The organism is Pseudomonas sp. FeS53a (assembly GCF_000931385.1).
Taxonomy (GTDB): domain Bacteria; phylum Pseudomonadota; class Gammaproteobacteria; order Pseudomonadales; family Pseudomonadaceae; genus Metapseudomonas; species Metapseudomonas otitidis.
Genome location: NZ_JYFT01000040.1, coordinates 1 through 17,710 on the forward strand (window position 1 = coordinate 1; position 17,710 = coordinate 17,710).

At 69.3% G+C, this 17,710-nt stretch carries 18 protein-coding genes and 1 riboswitch; of the genes, 8 read left to right on the forward strand and 10 right to left on the reverse strand.

Annotated elements, in window-relative coordinates; all coding sequences use genetic code 11:
- The 3 genes from SZ55_RS11655 to SZ55_RS11665 all read right to left on the reverse strand — a co-directional run.
- On the reverse strand, window positions 1-345 hold a 345-nt coding region (locus SZ55_RS11655), incomplete at its 3' end, for a beta-ketoacyl synthase N-terminal-like domain-containing protein (protein WP_044405777.1).
- 105 nt (window positions 346-450) lie between these two features.
- Window positions 451-1,107: a CoA transferase subunit B gene (locus tag SZ55_RS11660; protein WP_044405779.1), complete on the reverse strand. Its 657-nt coding sequence runs from the start codon at window positions 1,105-1,107 to the stop codon at window positions 451-453.
- A 30-nt stretch (window positions 1,108-1,137) separates the two neighbouring features.
- Window positions 1,138-1,833, reverse strand: a complete 696-nt coding sequence (locus SZ55_RS11665; protein ID WP_044405780.1) for a CoA transferase subunit A — start codon at window positions 1,831-1,833, stop codon at window positions 1,138-1,140.
- Between the two features lie 120 nt (window positions 1,834-1,953).
- Here SZ55_RS11665 and SZ55_RS11670 point away from each other — a divergent pair, with 120 nt between their 5' ends.
- On the forward strand, window positions 1,954-2,871 hold the full coding sequence (locus tag SZ55_RS11670; RefSeq protein ID WP_044405781.1) for a LysR family transcriptional regulator: 918 nt from the start codon (window positions 1,954-1,956) through the stop codon (window positions 2,869-2,871).
- A gap of 46 nt (window positions 2,872-2,917) precedes the next feature.
- On the opposite strand, the gene SZ55_RS11675 is transcribed toward SZ55_RS11670, so the two are convergent.
- From SZ55_RS11675 to SZ55_RS11700, 6 genes are all read right to left on the reverse strand, one after another.
- Entirely contained in the window at window positions 2,918-3,520 is a 603-nt protein-coding gene (locus SZ55_RS11675) for a flavin reductase family protein (protein ID WP_044405782.1), read from the reverse strand.
- Between the two features lie 64 nt (window positions 3,521-3,584).
- Window positions 3,585-4,199: a LysE family transporter gene (locus SZ55_RS11680; protein WP_044405783.1), complete on the reverse strand. Its 615-nt coding sequence runs from the start codon at window positions 4,197-4,199 to the stop codon at window positions 3,585-3,587.
- A gap of 65 nt (window positions 4,200-4,264) precedes the next feature.
- Complete coding sequence (locus SZ55_RS11685) at window positions 4,265-5,068, reverse strand: helix-turn-helix transcriptional regulator (protein WP_044405785.1); 804 nt, start codon at window positions 5,066-5,068, stop codon at window positions 4,265-4,267.
- A gap of 70 nt (window positions 5,069-5,138) precedes the next feature.
- Window positions 5,139-5,423 (reverse strand): hypothetical protein, encoded by a 285-nt coding sequence (locus tag SZ55_RS11690; RefSeq protein ID WP_044405786.1) that lies wholly within the window; start codon window positions 5,421-5,423, stop codon window positions 5,139-5,141.
- Window positions 5,424-5,611: 188 nt separating this feature from the next.
- A complete protein-coding gene (locus tag SZ55_RS11695; protein WP_044405788.1) occupies window positions 5,612-5,857 on the reverse strand; it encodes a DUF1145 domain-containing protein in 246 nt (81 codons plus the stop codon).
- A 92-nt stretch (window positions 5,858-5,949) separates the two neighbouring features.
- On the reverse strand, window positions 5,950-7,737 hold the full coding sequence (locus SZ55_RS11700; RefSeq protein WP_044405847.1) for an alkyl/aryl-sulfatase: 1,788 nt from the start codon (window positions 7,735-7,737) through the stop codon (window positions 5,950-5,952).
- 98 nt (window positions 7,738-7,835) lie between these two features.
- On the opposite strand from SZ55_RS11700, the gene SZ55_RS11705 reads away from it, so the two are divergent.
- The gene (locus SZ55_RS11705; RefSeq protein WP_044405789.1) at window positions 7,836-8,756 is read left to right on the forward strand and encodes a LysR family transcriptional regulator; all 921 of its coding nucleotides are present in this window, start codon (window positions 7,836-7,838) and stop codon (window positions 8,754-8,756) included.
- A 1-nt stretch (window position 8,757) separates the two neighbouring features.
- Here SZ55_RS11705 and SZ55_RS11710 read toward each other — a convergent pair whose 3' ends face one another.
- A complete protein-coding gene (locus SZ55_RS11710) occupies window positions 8,758-9,177 on the reverse strand; it encodes a hypothetical protein (RefSeq protein ID WP_052807586.1) in 420 nt (139 codons plus the stop codon).
- A gap of 307 nt (window positions 9,178-9,484) precedes the next feature.
- Window positions 9,485-9,584: riboswitch (guanidine-I (ykkC/yxkD leader) on the forward strand.
- 64 nt (window positions 9,585-9,648) lie between these two features.
- Here SZ55_RS11710 and SZ55_RS11715 point away from each other — a divergent pair.
- From SZ55_RS11715 to uca, 6 genes are all read left to right on the forward strand, one after another.
- Window positions 9,649-10,716 carry a putative urea ABC transporter substrate-binding protein gene (locus SZ55_RS11715; RefSeq protein WP_044405791.1) on the forward strand — a complete coding sequence of 356 codons (1,068 nt, stop codon included), beginning with the start codon at window positions 9,649-9,651 and terminating at the stop codon, window positions 10,714-10,716.
- A gap of 70 nt (window positions 10,717-10,786) precedes the next feature.
- Window positions 10,787-11,602: an ABC transporter permease gene (locus SZ55_RS11720; protein WP_044405793.1), complete on the forward strand. Its 816-nt coding sequence runs from the start codon at window positions 10,787-10,789 to the stop codon at window positions 11,600-11,602.
- Window positions 11,599-12,399: an ABC transporter ATP-binding protein gene (locus SZ55_RS11725; protein ID WP_044405795.1), complete on the forward strand. Its 801-nt coding sequence runs from the start codon at window positions 11,599-11,601 to the stop codon at window positions 12,397-12,399. Before SZ55_RS11720 ends, SZ55_RS11725 begins: the two co-directional genes overlap by 4 nt.
- 13 nt (window positions 12,400-12,412) lie before the next feature.
- Window positions 12,413-13,141: an urea amidolyase associated protein UAAP1 gene (locus SZ55_RS11730; RefSeq protein WP_044405797.1), complete on the forward strand. Its 729-nt coding sequence runs from the start codon at window positions 12,413-12,415 to the stop codon at window positions 13,139-13,141.
- A 10-nt stretch (window positions 13,142-13,151) separates the two neighbouring features.
- Window positions 13,152-13,787: an urea amidolyase associated protein UAAP2 gene (locus tag SZ55_RS11735; RefSeq protein WP_044405798.1), complete on the forward strand. Its 636-nt coding sequence runs from the start codon at window positions 13,152-13,154 to the stop codon at window positions 13,785-13,787.
- Between the two features lie 246 nt (window positions 13,788-14,033).
- Window positions 14,034-17,675: an urea carboxylase gene (gene uca / locus SZ55_RS11740; RefSeq protein ID WP_044405800.1), complete on the forward strand. Its 3,642-nt coding sequence runs from the start codon at window positions 14,034-14,036 to the stop codon at window positions 17,673-17,675.
- Window positions 17,676-17,710: the final 35 nt, after the last annotated feature.

Sequence of the window (17,710 nt, forward strand, 5' to 3'; positions counted from 1 at the left end):
CTGGCCGCCGGCGATCACCACCTCGGCATCGCCGCAGCGAATGGCCTGGGCCGCGAGGTGCAGGGCCTTGAGGCCGGAGCCGCAGACCTTGTTCAGGGTCAGGGCCGGCACCGCGTGGGGCAGCCCGGCGAGGATGGCGGCCTGGCGGGCGGGGTTCTGGCCGGAGCCTGCGGTGAGCACCTGGCCGAGGATGACCTCGTCGACCTGGGCCCCGTCGAGGCCGGTCTGGGCCAGCAACTGGCGGATCACAGCGGCACCCAGCTCCGGCGCGGGGATGTTGGCCAGCGAGCCCTGGAAGCTGCCGACGGCGGTACGGGTGGCGGCAACGATGACGACGTCTTGCATGTCGATTCCTCCTCTCAGCCACGCCACGACGGACCTGGCCGGTCAATAAAAAACCGCCCCGGGAACCGCCATGCGTGGTGGCGGCGCGTCGGGGAGGCAGGGTAATCAGAAGCTCATTTCGATCACATCGTCCGGCACCACCAGCGGGCCGGCGGTCTTGGCGACGATCTCCTCCACGCTCACCCCGGGGGCGCGCTCGCGGAGGATGAAGGTGCCGTTCTCGATCTCCAGGTAGGCCAGGTCGGTGAGCACCTTGCGGATGCAGCCGCACCCGGTCAGCGGCAGGCTGCAATGGCGCAGCAGCTTGGACTCGCCGTCCTTCGAGGCGTGGGTCATGGTGACGATGATGTTGTCGGCACCGGCCACCAGGTCCATCGCGCCGCCCATGCCCTTGACCAGCTTGCCGGGGATCATCCAGGAGGCGATGTTGCCGTTGACGTCCACCTCGAACGCCCCCAGCACGGTGAGGTCCACGTGCCCGCCGCGGATCATCGCGAAGGACTCGGAGGAGTCGAAGATCGCCGCGCCCTTGACCGCCGTAACGGTCTGCTTTCCGGCATTGATCATGTCGGCGTCCACTTCCGCCTCGGTGGGGAAGGCGCCCATGCCCAGCAGGCCGTTCTCGGACTGCAGCATCACTTCCATGCCCTCGGGCACGTAGTTGGCCACCAGGGTGGGGATGCCGATCCCCAGGTTCACGTAGTAGCCGTCCTTCAGTTCGCGGGCCACGCGCTGGGCCATCTGTTCGCGGGTCAGTGCCATGTCGGTTTCCTCGGATTCGTCGTGTCGTGGTCAGCGAGTGGTGCGCTTTTCGATGCGCTTCTCGAAGGTCCCGCAGATCAGGCGATCGACATAGATGCCCGGGGTGTGGATCTGCGCCGGGTCCAGCTCGCCCGGCTCGACGATCTCCTCCACCTCCACCACCGTGATGCGCCCGGCGGTGGCCACCACCGGGTTGAAGTTGCGCGCGGTGTGGCGGTAGATCACGTTGCCGTAATGGTCGGCCTTCCAGCCCTTGACGATGGCGAAGTCACCGGTGATGGACGGTTCGAGGATGTAGTGACGGCCGTTGAACTGGCGCGCTTCCTTGCCCTCGGCCACCGGGGTGCCGTAGCCGGTGGCGGTGTAGAAGGCCGGGATGCCGGCGCCACCGGCGCGCAGCTTCTCGGCCAGGGTGCCCTGGGGCGTGAGTTCCACCTCCAGCTCACCGGAGAGCAGCTGCTGCTCGAACAGCGCGTTCTCGCCCACGTAGGAGGCGATCATCTTGCGGATCTGCCGGTCCTCCAGCAGCACGCCCAGGCCGAAGCCATCGACGCCGCAGTTGTTGGAGACCACGGTGAGGTCACGCACCCCGCGCCGCCGGATTTCGGCGATCAGGTTCTCCGGAATGCCGCAGAGGCCGAAGCCCCCGGCCAGGACGGTCATGCCATCGGTGAGCCCGTCGAGGGCTTCCGCGTAACTGCCTACACGCTTGTCGAGTCCGCTCATCGCTGATCCTCTGTTGTTGTTCTGCCTGGCCAGCCGGCCGGTGAGTGGGATGCAGCTTCTCGCGCACGGACTCATTTGTTAATTTTGTTTTTCCTCAGCATTGATCCGAAATCCTGATAAATGACCGTCAAGCAACTGCGTGCCTTCCTCGCCGTCGCCCAGAGCCTGAGCTTCGCCCAGGCCTGCGAACGCCTGCACCTGTCCCAGCCAGCCCTGTCCCTGGCGATCAAGACCCTGGAGGAATCCCTCGGCGGGCAGTTACTGGTGCGCACCACCCGCAGCGTCGCCCTCACACCCGAGGGCGAGACCCTGCTGCCCATCGCCCGGCGCCTGCTGGCCGACTGGGACGACGCCGAAGAGCTGCTGCACCAGCACTTCACCCTGCAACTGGGCAAGGTCGCCATCGCCGCCATGCCCTCCTTCGCCAGCAACCTGCTGCCGGTGGCGCTGAAAGCGTTCCGCGACCGCCACCCGAAGGTGAACGTCGCCGTGCACGACGTGATCAACGAACAGGTACTGGAAATGGTGCGCAGCCACCGCGTGGAACTGGGCATCGCCTTCGAGCCGTCGAGCCTGGAAGGCCTGGCCTTCACACCCTTCTACAGCGACCGCTTCGTCGCCGTGGTGCCGGCCGGCTGCGCGCTGGCCGAACGCGACACGGTGAGCTGGGCGGAGCTGCTGGGCGAGCCCTTCATCACCCTGCAACGCCCCTCGGCCGTGCGCCTGCTGCTGGAAGACAGCGTCGCCGCCCGCCACGGCCACCTGCCCGTCGCCTTCGAAAGCCACCAACTGGTCACCGTCGGCCGCATGGTCGCCCAGGGCCTGGGCGTCAGCGCCGTCCCCAGCCTGTGCATCCAGCAGATGGAAGAACTGGGCGCCCGCTGCGTCCCCCTCGACACCCCGCAAGTGGAACGCCGCGTCGGCCTGCTGCGCCTCTCCAGCCACCAACTCTCCACCGCCGCCCAGGCCCTGGCCGACGTGCTGCTGCACCTGCGCGATTGGGAGCACCAGCTAACCCCAGCGCGCCGAGCGCGCTAGAGCAGAAGAGCTGTTTCGGTACTCACAAGGTAAGCGGGCGTACGCCCTATTCCCCGTTCAACAACGCCTTCCCGTCCACACCCTCGCCGATCACCAGGTAATGCCCGCCGGCGACGTGGTGGAGGGTGCGCAGGTCGTCCTGGCCGTCGAAATGCCAGCGGCCTTCGCTGAATACCCGGCTGTCGGCCTGGGCGGCGATGACTTCACCGAGGAAGAGGTCGTAGCCCTGCTGAATGTGCGCCTCGGGCAGCAGGCGGCATTCCAGCCAGGCGACGCACCCGTCGATCAGCGGCGCAGCAACCTGTTCGCCCGGGAAGTGCCCGACCTGCCAGGTGGCGAACTTGTCGTGCCCGGCGGCGTCCAGTTCCTGGCCCGAGCTGGAGCCGAGGGTCTGCACCAGGTCCACCTGGTGGCGGGCCGGCACGCTGAGCACGAAATGGCCGTCGGCCTCCAGCAGGCGCCGGGTCCAGGTGGACTTGTCCAGCACCACGGCCACCTTCGGCGGGTCGAAGTCCAGGGGCATTGCCCAGGCGGCGGCCATGACGTTGCGCTTGCCGCCATGGGCGGTGCTGACCAGCACGGTGGGGCCGTGGTTGAGCAGGCGATAGGCCTTGGCGAGGGGGACGGGACGGCGGAATTCAGCGGACATGACACGCTCCAGCAGGGACACGGGCCCGGCAGCCTGCCTCAGCGCGGGCGGCGGCGTCCAGTGGCTACAGGCCGCGCAGGGCGAGCGCTGCCAGGCCCAGCAGGAGCACGCCGCACAGGCCGTGGCTGGCCCGTTGCCAGAGGGCCGAGGCGTTGCGCCGCAGCCAGGCAACCAGGCCGGCGCAGAGGAAGCAGCAGGCCACCGAGGCGGTCATGAAGCCGGCGAAGAAGGTGGCGGTCTGGGCCAGGCTCGGGGCCTCGCCGACGATGCCGGCCAGGGCACTGCCCAGGGCGCCCCAGTAGACGATGTTCTTCGGGTTGGTCAGGGAGATCGCCGCACCGGTCAGCAAGGCGCCCCGGTCCGCCGCTGGCGCGGCTGCGTCATCGGCCTCCGGCAGCCGCCAGGCATCCCCCAGGCTGCGCCAGCCGAGCCAGGCGAGGTAGGCGGCGCAGGCCAGGGTCAGCGGCACGCGCACCGCGTCCTGGGCCAGCAGCAGGGTCAGCCCGGCCAGCCCCAGCAGCGCCCAGAGGGCATCGCCGGCCAGGGAGCCCACCTGCACCATCAACGCCGGGCGGAAGCCATGCAGCAGGCCCCGGCGCAGGGTCTCGGCCAGCACGGCACCGGGCGACAGGCAGAACGCCACGCCGAACAGAAAGGCGGAAATGAACACCATCGACATCGAATGCTCCCAGGGCACGGCCAGAAAGGCGCGAGTATGCCGGCTCGCCCCAGGGCGGACTTGGATCAGATTGCAGTCTGGCCACGCAGGCGCCGTCCCAGTTCACCGGGGGTGATGCCGTAGGCGGCACGGAAGTGCCGGTTGAGGTGGCTCTGGTCGGCGAAGCCCAGGGCATGGGCCACCTCGGTGGCCGGCACGCCCGCCCGCAGCAGCCCACGGGCGCGGCAGGTGCGCAGTTGCATGGCCCACTGGCGCGGGCTCAGGCCGGTTTCCTTCTGGAAGGCACGCAGCAGGTGGAAGCGCGAGACGCCCACCAGCGCGGCCATTTCCTCCAGGTCGGGCGCGTCCTGCAGGCGGTCGGCCAGCAGGGCCTGGACCCGGGCCACCGGGCCGCGCCCGAGGGCGGTGCTGCGCGGCAGGCGTGCGGCGCAGGCATCCACCAGGTGCGCCAGCGCCTCCAGCAGGCGCTCCTCGGCGCGCTCGCGGGCGTGGGGGTCGGCCTGCAGGCCCAGCACGACCGCTTCGCTGAGGCACTGGCCCAGGCGCGGCTGGCGCCAGCAGGCACGCTCGAACTCAAGGTGGGCCAGGCCGAAGTCGGCAGCCAGTCGGTCTGCGCAGAGGTAGAGGCCGGCGAAGCGCCAGGGCTCGCCCTCCTTCACGCCGCCGCCCTGGATCTGGCCGGGGTTGTAGAGGGTGATGTCGCCCGGTTGTGCGCTGAAGGTGCGCCGGTCCAGCCACACCTCTTCCACGCCGACGAGGTTGACCCCGATGACGCATTCGTCGTGGCTGTGCTTGGCGAAGCGATGGCCGGTGCCGCTGCAATGGGCGACTTCCATCCGGCCCAGCATGGCCTGTCGGGAAGAGAACATCGCATCCGGCCCAGGTGGGAAAGGCGCCGAGCATACGGCGCCCGCCACCGGGCCGGCAATGTGCAGACGGTCAGGCCACCTGGGCCGGGGACGGCTCGGCGACGCTGCGGCCCAGTGGCAGGTGGGTCACGGGCAGGCTGTGCAACGCGGTATCGGCTTCCAGGCGCAAGGCATCGGCCTCGTCGAGCAGTTGGCGCCACTGCTGGGCGTCGATCACGGCGAAATCGTGCAGCGCATCGATGTAGCCGCGCGCCACCGCGAAGCGGTAGGCGAGCGCCCGGCGGTCCGGCGCGCTGCGCATCAGGGCCAGTTGCGTGCGCGCATTGTTCAACGCCAGTTCGGCGGAAATCTTCATGGTGTGGACTCCTTGCATGCGTCCTCGCAAGTCGGCGCCCCCTGGCGCATCGACAGGGTTTTGAACACGCCACCCCGCTCCAGGTTCAGCCAATCGTTCAACGGACGGGACCCCGCCAGGTGCGACGGGGTCCGACATCTCCTACGCAGTTGCCATTACAGGGCCATGACAGGCGATGGCCCTCGGCCTCAACGCAGGCTGCGCAGGTGCAGGAAGCCGAACAGCAGGACCTGGATGCGCTCCAGCCAGGGCGAAGGCCGGGCCCGCAGCTTGCGGTTGAACAGCGCGGCCTCGCCGACGTGGGCCAGCAGGACCAGGGCGGAAACCAGCAGCAGCGGCCGATGCAGGGTCTCGCCGAAGGGGTAGATGACGTTGAGCAGCGCCACCAGCCAGAACATGGCCAGCGCGCCCTTGAGGAAGGAAGGCAGGTGCATGGTGTCTCCATCGTGAGGGGCGGGAGACAGAGTGTGCCGCCTGGCGGCGGCACGGCTCTCCGCACTTTTGGTTGGCAGGCGCCCTGCCCGGCTCAACGCACGGTGAGAGCGATGGGGGCGTCCTCGAAGTCGAAGCAGCCGAGGAAGGTCTTGATGTCCAGCAGGTTGCCGTCGACCTTCACGTCCCCCAGCAGCGCGCCCTTGAGCAGGCTGTTCTCGCCGCTGATGACGGTGTCCAGGTAGCGCTTGTCGAGGGTCAGGCGCAGGGGCACGGCGGGGTCGATGCCGGACTTGAGCTGGGCCACGCCGCGGCGCACTTCCAGGGTCCAGGCTTCGTCGATGTCGGGGAAGGCGAAGCCCAGGGCCAGTTCGACGTCGCCGCTCTTCTCCGGGTCGATGCGCGTCACCCAGTTCTGCAGGAAGATGCGCGCCGGCAGGTTCTTCAGCATGTCCGGGGAGAGGAAGGCCGCGCGCACCCGGCGGGACATTTCCAGCGCCACGTCGCCCTCCAGCTTGCCTTCCAGCTCCATGGCACTCATCAGGTACCAGTTGCGCCAGTTGATGTTCATGCTGGCGTAGCCCAGGCGGCGGAAGCTGCGGGCCTTGATGTCGCGGGCGAGTTTGTCGTCGTGGTCGACGCGGATGGCGTAGCCGGACAGTTCGGCCGCCCATTGCCAGTCGCCCTTCAGGTAGGCGTCGCCGGCCGCCATCAGCACCTTGTCGCGACCACCCATGAGGGCGATCAGGCGCTTGGCCTTCTCCGCCGGCGGGATGGGGTCGAGGTCCACCGGGTCGCCCTGGAACCAGCCCAGGTAGCCCTGGTAGATCTGCCGCACGCTGTGCTTCACGGTGCCGTAGTACTCGCGCAGGTAGGGCGTGTAGCCGGCCAGGTGCGGCGGCAGCTTGACCTTCTCCACCAGTTCGTCGGGGGTCAGGCCCTTGTTCATCCAGCGCACGGTCTGGTCGTGGATGTAGGCGATGGCGTCGCGGGTCATGCGCAGCACCTCCTCCACCTTCTCCCGCCCGCTCACCGGCTGGCCGTGCAGCGGCACCATCACGTCGGCCTGGAAGGCCCGCAGCTTGTCCAGGCTCGCCACCCACACCACCGGGTCGCGGAACTTGGTGCCGCGCAGGGTGTGGACGTTGGGCAGGGTCGGGCCCTGGGTCACCTCGGCGCTGATGAGCACGCGGTTGTCCGGCAGGTAGAGGACGATTTCGTCCGGCGCCTCGCTGGGCACATGGAGGAACTGCACCTTAAGCCCGGCGATGGTGGTGTCGAGGCTGTCGCGGAAGGTGTCGGTGGGGGCGATGAAGGTGGAGGCGCCCTCGTGGGCCAGCGGGCCGAGGCCGGCGTTCATGTCGCGCTTGTCCTCGTCGGAGAGCGCAACACCGAAGCTGTAGCCCGAGCGCATGGCGAGGATCGGCCCCACCAGCGAGCCCTGGGTGACGACGTTGTCCAGCAGGGTTTCCTGGGCGTAGATGCGCACCTCGCCGCTCTTCACCTGCTCTTCGCTGACGAAGGCCTTCACGCCGTTGATGTGGTCCGGGTGGAAGTGGGTGTAGACGATGGCCTTGATGGGCTTGTCGCTGATCTTGCGGAACTCGGCGAGGACCTTGCGCGACTGGTCCACCGACTCGCCGGTGTCGACGATGATCAGCCCCTCGGGCGCCTCGATCATCACGCTGTTGGCGAGGTTCCAGCCCACTGCCGACCAGACGTTGTCGGCCACCTGGTAGACCTTCTGGTTGAAGTGCCGGGTGTGTTCGGCCAGTTCGGGGTTGATGCTGGCTTTCAGGGTTTCGTCGGGCAGGGCGGCGTCGGCCCCCAGGGGCAGGGTCGCGGCCAGCAGCAGGCCGCTGAAGCGGGTAGTCAGTCGCATGATCGGCTCGTTGTTGTTGTGGATGAGCGCAGACAGGCTGGCAGCGGCCGAATGATAATGCCAATGCATTCTTATCCAGCTTTCAATGCAGGTAACGCATGAACGACCTACGCCAGCTCCGTCACTTCGTTGCCCTGGCCGAACACGGCCACTTCGCCCGTGCCGCCGAGGCGGTGAACCTCAGCCAGCCGGCCCTGAGCCGCAGCATCCAGGCCCTGGAGAACGGCCTGGGCTGCCGCCTGCTGGACCGGGGGCCGCGCCAGGTGAGCCTGACCGCCCACGGCCGGCTGGTGCTGGAACACGCCCGGCGCCTGCTGGACGGCGACCGCGCGCTGCGCAGTGCGGTCTCCCAGCTGGACAACCTGGGCAGCGGCGAACTGCGTCTGGGTGCCGGCCCCTACCCCGCCGCCCGCCTGGTGCCCCGGGCGCTGGGGCGCTTCGCCGGGGCGCACCCCGGGGTGCGGGTGCAACTGGCCATCGACACCTGGTACAGCCTGCACCAGCGCCTGCTGGACGATGCCCTGGAGCTGTTCGTGGCCGATGTGCGGGAACTGCGCGACGACCCGCAGCTGGAGGTCACGCCGCTGCGCAGCTGGCCCGGGGTGATTTTCTGCCGACCGGGGCACCCGCTGCTGGGCCGGCGCCGGCACCGGCTGACGGCGGCCGACCTGGCAGCCTACCCGCTGGCCGGCACCCAGGTGCCTGCCGAGGTGGCGCAGGCCCTGGGGCAGTTGGCGGAAAGCGGCCAGCCGCTGGGCATCGAGTGCGACAACTTCATGGTGCTGAAGGCGCTGGTGGCGGAAAGCGACGTGCTGAGCATGGCGCCACTGGACGTGGTGGCCGAAGAGATCGAGGCCGGGCGCCTGGCCCTGCTGGAGCTGGCGCCCGGCCTGCTGTCGCAACGCTCGGCCTACGGCCTGGTCAGCCGCGCCGGGCGCACCCTGTCACCGGCGGCCGAGGCGATGCGCGGGCTGATCCTCGACGAGGACGCCCGCACCCCACCGGCCTCGGCCGGCTGAGCTAGCGCCCCCAGCCGCCGCGACCATCGTGGTCGTGACGGTCACGGCCCTGCCAGTAGCGGGGTCCGCCGTCCGGCTGGCCGCCCCAGTTCTGCAGGCGCGGGGTGTAGTCGTGGCGGCGTTCGCCCCAGTCGTTCCGGGGTTGCTGGCGCCAGTCCTGGCGTTGGTACTCATGCCGCTCGTAGCGCGGCGGGTCGCGCCGTTCCGGCCAGCCGCGCACCACGGGCGGCGGAGGCGGCGGTGCGTAGCGGCGCTCGCGGATGATGTAGGTGGGGTACGTGGGGTAGCCGGGATAGGACTCGACGCGGTAGTAGCCGCCGGACTGGCGCGGGTACTCGCGGTAGTCGTCGTAGTCATAGGCGGCGCAGCCCGTCAGGGGCAGGCCCAGTAAAGCCATCAGCAACAGGGTTCGATTGGACATGGCGGCCTCCTTCGACCGCTGGGACGGTGCCCACGAATGTCGGCACCCGGGATTGCTCCCACCGGATTCGACAGCGGGCCGGTGCGGCGGTGTGCAACCTGCCGTCGGCAAAATCCTTTACGGCGTATTTCCACGCACCACGGCGAGGCAGCGCGCCCCATCCCTGGGCGCCGGTGGGCAGCCGACGAACCACGGGGCGGGGCCCAGGCCCTTCTGCGGCGGGCCTTTGCCCGTGTTGGCACGGCCTTCGCTTTGTGACTGGCGTGCAGGAGCTACCCGGCCCACCGGGATCGCGGCACCACAATTTGCAATGGCTGGCTAGGGTTCCGGTCCGCGCAGGCGGATGACTGGTCCGAGAGCTGGCGACCTCCAGCGAGGTTACACGGCGGGACAAAAGCCCGGGAGAACGCGCCCCTTGATCGGGATGTGCCGCGCCGCTCCGCCCGCCCTCAACCGAACTGGAGGTACCCCATGCGCAAACCCCGTCTGTTCGCCCTCGCTGCCGCCACCCTCGCCGCGGCCTTCAGCCTCAACGCCTCCGCCGCCCAGAAGAGCAGCTTCGACGTCTGCTGGACGATCTACGCCGGCTGGATGCCGTGGGAGTACGGTGCCACCCAGGGCATCGTCGACAAGTGGGCGAAGAAGTACGGCATCGAGATCAAGGTCACCCAGCTCAACGACTACGTCGAATCCATCAACCAGTACACGGCGGGCCAGTTCGACGGTTGCACCATGACCAACATGGACGCCCTGACCATCCCCGCCGCTGGCGGCGTGGACAGCACCGCGCTGATCGTCAGCGACTTCTCCAACGGCAACGACGGCATCGTGCTCAAGGGTGAAGGCAAGACCCTCGGCGACCTCAAGGGCCTGCCGGTAAACCTGGTGGAGCTGTCCGTCTCCCACTACCTGCTGGCCCGTGCCCTGGAGCGCGCCCACCTGGTCGAGAAGGACGTGCAGGTGGTGAACACCTCCGATGCCGACATCGCCGCCGCCTTCGACACCGACGATGTGCAGGCGGTGACCACCTGGAACCCGATGCTCGCCGAGATCAAGGCCAAGCCCGGCACCAGCCTGGTGTTCGACTCCAGCAAGGTGCCCGGCGAGATCATGGACATGATGGTGGTGAACACCGAGACCCTGAAGGACAACCCGGCCCTGGGCAAGGCGCTGACCGGCGCCTGGTTCGAGATCGTCGCGCTGATGAAGGCCGGCAGCGCCGAGAGCACCGCCGCCCTGACGCACATGGCCAAGGCCTCGGGCACCGACCTGGCGGGTTACCAGGCCCAGCTGGACGCCACCCGCCTGTTCGGCACGCCGGCCGAGGCCCTGGAGTTCGTCACCAGCCCGAAGCTGCCGGCGACCATGGACAAGGTGGCCACCTTCTCCTTCGCCCACGGCCTGCTGGGTGAAGGCGCCAAGGACGCCCACGCGGTGGGCATGAGCTTCGCCAAAGGGCTGGTCACCGGCGACAAGGCCAACGTGAAGCTGCGCTTCGACCCGACCTACGTGCAGATGGCCGCCGACGGCACGCTCTGAGCCGCCCCGAACCGCTGGCGGGCGCCACCCCGGCCCCGCCTGCGCCGCCCCACGTCACCGAGTGCTCGCCATGCGCCTGATCAACCGCCACCCGGACCGTGCAGGAAGGCTGCTGCTGGTCCTGCTGCCCTTCGCCCTGCTGTTGCTGGCCTACTTCACCGGCTCGGCATCGCGTCTGGCGGAGAACCCCAACGACAAGCTGCTGCCCAGCGCCACGCAGATGGTCGAGGCGGTGCAGCGCCTGGCCTTCACCGAGGACAAGCGCTCCGGCCAGTACCTGTTCTGGCAGGACAGCGCCTCCAGCCTCAAGCGCCTGGCCACGGGCCTGGCCATCGCCGCGCTGCTGGGCCTGTGCCTGGGCATCGCCGCCGGCACCCTGCCGCTGTTCGGCACGCCGCTGTCGCCGCTGCTCACGGTGCTGTCGATGGTGCCGCCGCTGGCGATCCTGCCGATCCTGTTCATCGTCTTCGGCCTCGGCGAGCTGTCCAAGGTGATGCTGATCGTCATCGGCATCGCCCCCTGCATCGCCCGCGACCTGGAGCAGCGCGCCCGGGAAATCCCCCGCGAGCTGCTGATCAAGGCGCAGACCCTGGGCGCCAACACCTGGACCCTGATCCTCCGCGTGGTGCTGCCGCAGCTGCTGCCGCGCCTGCTCATCTCCCTGCGCCTGGTGCTGGGCTCGGCCTGGCTGTTCCTCATCGCCGCCGAGGCCATCGCCTCCACCGACGGCCTCGGCTACCGCATCTTCCTGGTCCGCCGCTACCTGGCCATGGACGTGATCCTGCCGTACGTGGTGTGGATCACCCTGCTCGCCTGGCTGATGGACCTGGGCCTGCGCCAGCTCACCCGCCTGGCCTTCCCCTGGTACGAAGGAGCCCAGGCATGAGCGCCTTCATCGAAGTGAAGAATCTGTGGCAGGCCTACGGCGACCAGGTGGTGCTGGAGAACCTCAACCTCAAGGTGAACGAAGGCGAGTTCTGCACCCTGGTCGGCGCCTCCGGCTGCGGCAAGTCCACCTTCCTGCGCATGCTGCTGGGCCAGGAGACACCCAGCCGCGGCCAGCTGCTGCTGGACGGCCAGCCCCTGGTGGCCGAGCCCGACGCCAGCCGTGGCGTGGTATTCCAGCGCTACTCGGTGTTCCCCCACCTGACGGTGCTGGACAACGTCGCCCTCGGCCTGGAGCTGCCCCGCTCGCCGCTGCTCGGCCGCCTCTTCGGCAGCGCCCGGCGCGAGGCCCGCGAGCAGGCCGCCGCCATGCTGGCCAAGGTCGGCCTCGGCCACGCGCTGGGCAAATACCCCGCGCAGCTCTCCGGCGGCATGCAGCAGCGTCTGGCCATCGCCCAGGCCCTGGTGATGAAGCCCCGCGTGCTGCTGCTCGACGAGCCCTTCGGCGCCCTCGACCCGGGCATCCGCAAGGACATGCACGACCTGCTGCTGGGTCTGTGGCAGGAAACCCGGCTGACCGTGTTCATGGTCACCCACGACCTCTCCGAAGGCTTCAGCCTCGGCACCCGGCTGATGGTCTTCGACAAGGTCCGCCACGACCCGCACGCGCCCAACGCCTACGGCGCGCGCATCACCTACGACATCCCCCTGAACAGCGACCGCCGCGCCGCGCGCGCCGCCGTCGAAGCCCTGCCGGAGCGCGTCACCCGCGCCCTGCAGACCGCCCCGGCCCATTGAAAGGAGCCTGCCCATGACCGCATCCCTGGCCCTGCGCCCCACCCTCTATGAAGAAACCGTCCCCGGCGGCGGCCACACCTCCTTCGTCCTCAAGCGCGGCCAGTTGCTGCGCATCAGCGACATCGAGGGCGGCGCCAACGTCAGCCTGCTGCTGTTCAACGCCGCCGAGAAAAGCGAGCGCCTGAACCTGCCTGACAGCCTCAAGTGCCAGCACACCGCTAAGCTCACCGCCGGCCACTGCCTGTACTCGGACATGGGCCGCGTGCTCGCCGCCATCACCGCCGACAGCTGCGGCTGGCACGACAGCTTCGGCGGCGTGCTCAACGCCGAGGAAGTGCGCGAGAAGTACGGCCAGGGCCGCTACCAGGAACTGCGCAACGGCTTCTTCCGCAACGGCGTCGACAACCTGCTGGTGGAAATGGGCAAGTGGGACCTGAACCTGCAGGACCTGCTGATGTGCCTGAACCTGTTCAGCAAGGTCACGGTGGACGCCGACGGCTGCTTCCACTTCGCGCCCGGCAACAGCCAGGCCGGCGATTTCATCGAGCTGTACGCGCCGATGGACACCCTGGTGGTGCTCACCGCCCTGCAGCACCCCATGGACCCCGACCCCGTCTACGCGCCCAAGCCCGTGCAGCTGGCCTGGCACAAGGTCGAGAGCGACGGCATCACCCTGCTCTGCCGCACCTCGCGCCCGGAAAACGGCCGTGGCTTCCACAACACCGAACGCCTGTACATCTGAGGGCCGCCCGATGAACCCGACTCCCAGCGACAAACACCCCGAAGCCGCCGTCTACACGGCCGTGATCGCCGCCGGCGAACCCTTCATGACCGAAGTGAAGGCCGGCCAGACCCTGCGCCTGCTCGACCTGGAGGGCAACCAGGCGGTGGACACCCTCTTCTACAGCGCGCGCAACCCGCGCGAGCGCTATGACGTGCAACGCACCCTGCGCAAGCAGAACCGCGTCTACCTCGGCCCCGGCAGCGTGCTCTGGTCCAACCTCGGCAACCCGATGCTGAGCATCGTCGCCGACACCTGCGGCCGCCACGACACCCTCGGCGGCGCCTGCGCCCAGGAAAGCAACACCGTGCGCTACGCCCTCGGCACCCGCTACATGCACAGCTGCCGCGACAACTTCCTGCGCGCCAGCCTGCACGACGGCCGCCTGGCCAAGCGCGACATCAGCGCCAACATCAACTTCTTCATGAACGTGCCGGTCACCCCCGAAGGCGGCCTCACCTTCGAGGACGGCATCTCCGCCCCCGGCAAGTACGTCGAGCTGCTGGCCCACATGGACGTCATCGTCCTCATCTCCAACTGCCCGCAGCTGAACAACCCCTGCAACGGCTGGAACCCGACTCCGGCGCAGGTGTTGGTATGGGAGTGAAGAAGCAGCGGCAAGGGGTGAGCGGCAAGCTGCAAGGGGTGCGGCGTTGGCTGTTCCTCCTGTGCCAGAGCCGTTCAGGGCAATGCCTCGGCAAGAACCCCGGACCTCGACCGTAGGAGCGAGCTCTGCTCGCGAACGCTTCGCCAGCAGAGCTGGCTCCTACAGGTGACAGCACGCCAGCCACGGACGACCGTGGTGCAGACGAACAAGGCGGGACGGCCCGTCATCCCTTTCGAGGGCTCCGCAATGTTTGAAAAACTCCTGATCGCCAACCGCGGCGCCATCGCCTGCCGCATCCTCCGCACCCTGCGCCAGCTCGACGTGCGCGGCGTCGCCGTGTACGCCGAGGCGGATGTCGCCAGCCTGCACATCCAGCAGGCCGACGAGGCCCACAGCCTGGGCGACGGCCCGGCCGCCAGCACCTACCTGGTGGTGGACAAGATCCTCGCCGTGGCCCGCGAGAGCGGCGCCCAGGCGATCCACCCCGGCTACGGCTTCGTCTCCGAGAACGCCGCCTTCGCCGAAGCCTGCGAGGCGGCCGGCATCGCCTTCGTCGGGCCGACGCCGGCGCAGCTGCGCGTCTTCGGCCTCAAGCACACCGCCCGTGCCTTGGCCAAGGCCGAGGGGGTGCCGATGCTCGAAGGCACCGAACTGCTGGAAAGCCTCGACGCGGCGCTGGTGGCCGGCGAGCAGGTGGGCTACCCGGTGATGCTCAAGAGCACCGCCGGCGGTGGCGGCATCGGCATGCGCGTATGCCGCTCGGCCAGCGAGTTGAGCGAAGCCTTCGAGGCGGTGAAGCGCCTGGGGCAGAACAACTTCAGCGACGCCGGGGTGTTCATCGAGAAGTACATCCAGCGGGCCCGCCACCTGGAAGTGCAGGTGTTCGGCGATGGCCGGGGCGAAGTGATCGCCCTCGGCGTGCGCGACTGCTCGGTGCAGCGGCGCAACCAGAAGGTGCTGGAGGAAACCCCCGCGCCCAACCTGCCCGCCGGCATGGCCGAGGCGCTCTGCGCCGCCGCCATCCAGCTGGCCAGGGCGGTCAGCTACCGCAGCGCCGGCACCGTGGAGTTCGTCTACGACAGCGAGGCCGAGCGCTTCTACTTCCTTGAAGTGAACACCCGCCTGCAGGTGGAGCACGGCGTCACCGAACAGGTCTGGGGCGTCGACCTGGTGCGCTGGATGGTCGAACTGGCCGCCGGCACCCTGCCCCCGCTCGCCGAACTGGCGAAGGGCCTGCGCCCCAGCGGCCACGCCATCCAGGCGCGGCTCTACGCCGAGGACCCGGGCCGCGACTTCCAGCCCAGCCCCGGGCTGCTCACCGCCGTGCGCTTCCCCGAGGCGGACGGCCGCGCCCTGCGCATCGACACCTGGGTGGAAGCCGGCTGCGAGATCCCGCCCTACTTCGACCCGATGATCGCCAAGCTGATCACCTGGGCAGCGAACCGCGATGAGGCCAGCGTCGCCCTCGAGCGCGCCCTGGCCGACACGCAGCTCTACGGCGTGGAAAGCAACCGCGACTACCTGCGGCAGATCCTGGCCGACGCGCCTTTCGCCAGCGGCCAGCCCTGGACCCGCTGCCTGGAACACCTCGCCTACCGCGCCCACACCGTCGAGGTGCTCGGCGCCGGCACCCAGACCACGGTGCAGGACTACCCCGGCCGCCTCGGTTACTGGGCCGTGGGCGTGCCGCCATCCGGCCCCATGGACAGCCGCGCCCTGCGCCTGGGTAACCGCCTGCTGGGCAACGAGGAAGGCGCCGCCGCGCTGGAAATCACCATGAGCGGCCCCACCCTGCGCTTCAACACCGACGCGGTGGTGGCCGTCACCGGCGCACCCATCCCGCTCAGTCTCGACGGCCAGCCGCAGCCATTGGGCACCGCGATCCTGGTGCCCGCCGGCGCCACCCTCGCCCTCGGCACACTTGCCGGCGCCGGCGCGCGCAGCTACCTGTGCCTGCGCGGCGGCCTGCAGGTGCCGGACTACTTGGGCAGCAAGAGCACCTTCACCCTCGGCCAGTTCGGCGGCCACGGCGGCCGCGCCCTGCGGGCCGGTGACGTGCTGCACCTGGCGCCCCTGGCCGACCGCGCAGCCGGAGCCCGCCTGCCCGAAGCCCTGTACCCACCGCTGCCCGATGTGCGCCGCCTCCGCGTGATCTACGGCCCCCACGGCGCACCGGAATACTTCACCCCGGCCTCCATCGAGACCTTCTTCGCCACCGCCTGGGAAGTGCACTTCAACTCCAGCCGCACCGGCGTGCGCCTGATCGGCCCGAAGCCGGAATGGGTGCGCGAGAGCGGCGGCGAGGCCGGCCTGCACCCCTCCAATATCCACGACAACCCCTACGCCATAGGCGCGGTGGACTTCACCGGCGACATGCCGGTGATCCTCGGCCCGGACGGCCCCAGCCTGGGCGGCTTCGTCTGCCCGGTGACGGTGATCGAGGCCGACCTCTGGCAGCTCGGCCAACTCAAGGCCGGCGACAAGGTGCGCTTCGAGCCGGTGGATATCGCCACGGCGCGGGCCTTGGCCAAGGCAGGTGACCGCGAATGCACCACCCTCCGTGGGAGCGAATTCATTCGCGACACAGGCGGCCATGAAATCGCGGATGAATCCGTGCCTAGAGGTGCGACCGAGCTTTCGAGCCCCATCGTCCTCGACCTCGGCCAGGACGCCACACGCCTGGTCGCGCGCCTCTCCGGCGACACCCACCTGCTGCTGGAGATCGGCGCGGCGGAGCTGGACCTGGTGCTGCGCTTCCGGGGTCACGCGCTGATGCAGGCGCTGGAGGCCGAGGCGCTGCAAGGCGTCATCGACCTGACCCCCGGCATCCGCTCGCTGCAGGTGCACTACCAGCCGGAGACCCTGCCCCTGGAACGCCTGCTGCAGGTGGTCGCGGGGCTCTGGGACGGCGTCTGCGCTGCTGGCGATCTCAAGGTGCCGTCGCGCATCGTCCACCTGCCGCTGTCCTGGGACGACCCGGCTTGCCAGTTGGCCATCGAGAAGTACATGACCACCGTGCGCAAGGACGCGCCCTGGTGCCCGAGCAACCTGGAATTCATCCGCCGCATCAACGACCTGCCCAACCTCGACGAGGTGCAGCGCACCGTGTTCGACGCCCGCTACCTGGTGATGGGCCTGGGCGACGTCTACCTCGGCGCGCCGGTGGCCACGCCGCTGGACCCGCGCCACCGCCTGGTGACCACCAAGTACAACCCGGCACGCACCTGGACGGCGGAGAATTCCGTGGGCATCGGCGGCGCCTACATGTGCGTCTACGGCATGGAAGGCCCCGGCGGCTACCAGTTCGTCGGCCGCACCCTGCAGATGTGGAACCGCTACCGCGAGGTGGCCGCCTTCGACGGCAAGCCCTGGCTGCTGCGCTTCTTCGACCAGATCCGCTTCTACCCGGTGAGTGCCGACGAACTGCTGCGCATCCGCCGCGACTTTCCCCTGGGGCGCTTCCCGCTGCGCATCGAGCACAGCGAGCTGCGTCTGGCGGACTACCAGGCCTTCCTCGCCGCCGAGGCCGAGGGCATCGCCGCCTTCCGCGCCCAGCAGCAGGCGGCGTTCAACGCCGAGCGGGAACGCTGGATCGCCTCCGGCCAGGCGCATTTCGATAGCGAGGAGCTGGCGCCGGAGCTGGGCGAGGACGCCCCGCTGGACGCCGGCCAGCACGCCATCGAAAGCCATATCGCCGGCAACCTCTGGCAGGTGCAGGTGGAGGCCGGCGCCAGCGTGAAGGCGGGCGATGTGCTGGTGATTCTGGAGTCGATGAAGATGGAGATCCCCCTCACCGCCCCGCGCGATGGCGTGGTCCGCGAAGTCCGCGTGCAACCCGGCTCCCCGGTGCGCGCCGGGCAGCGGGTGGTGGTGCTGGAGGAGGCCTGAGCCACGCGGCGGTGACGGGGACGCCCCCGTCACCG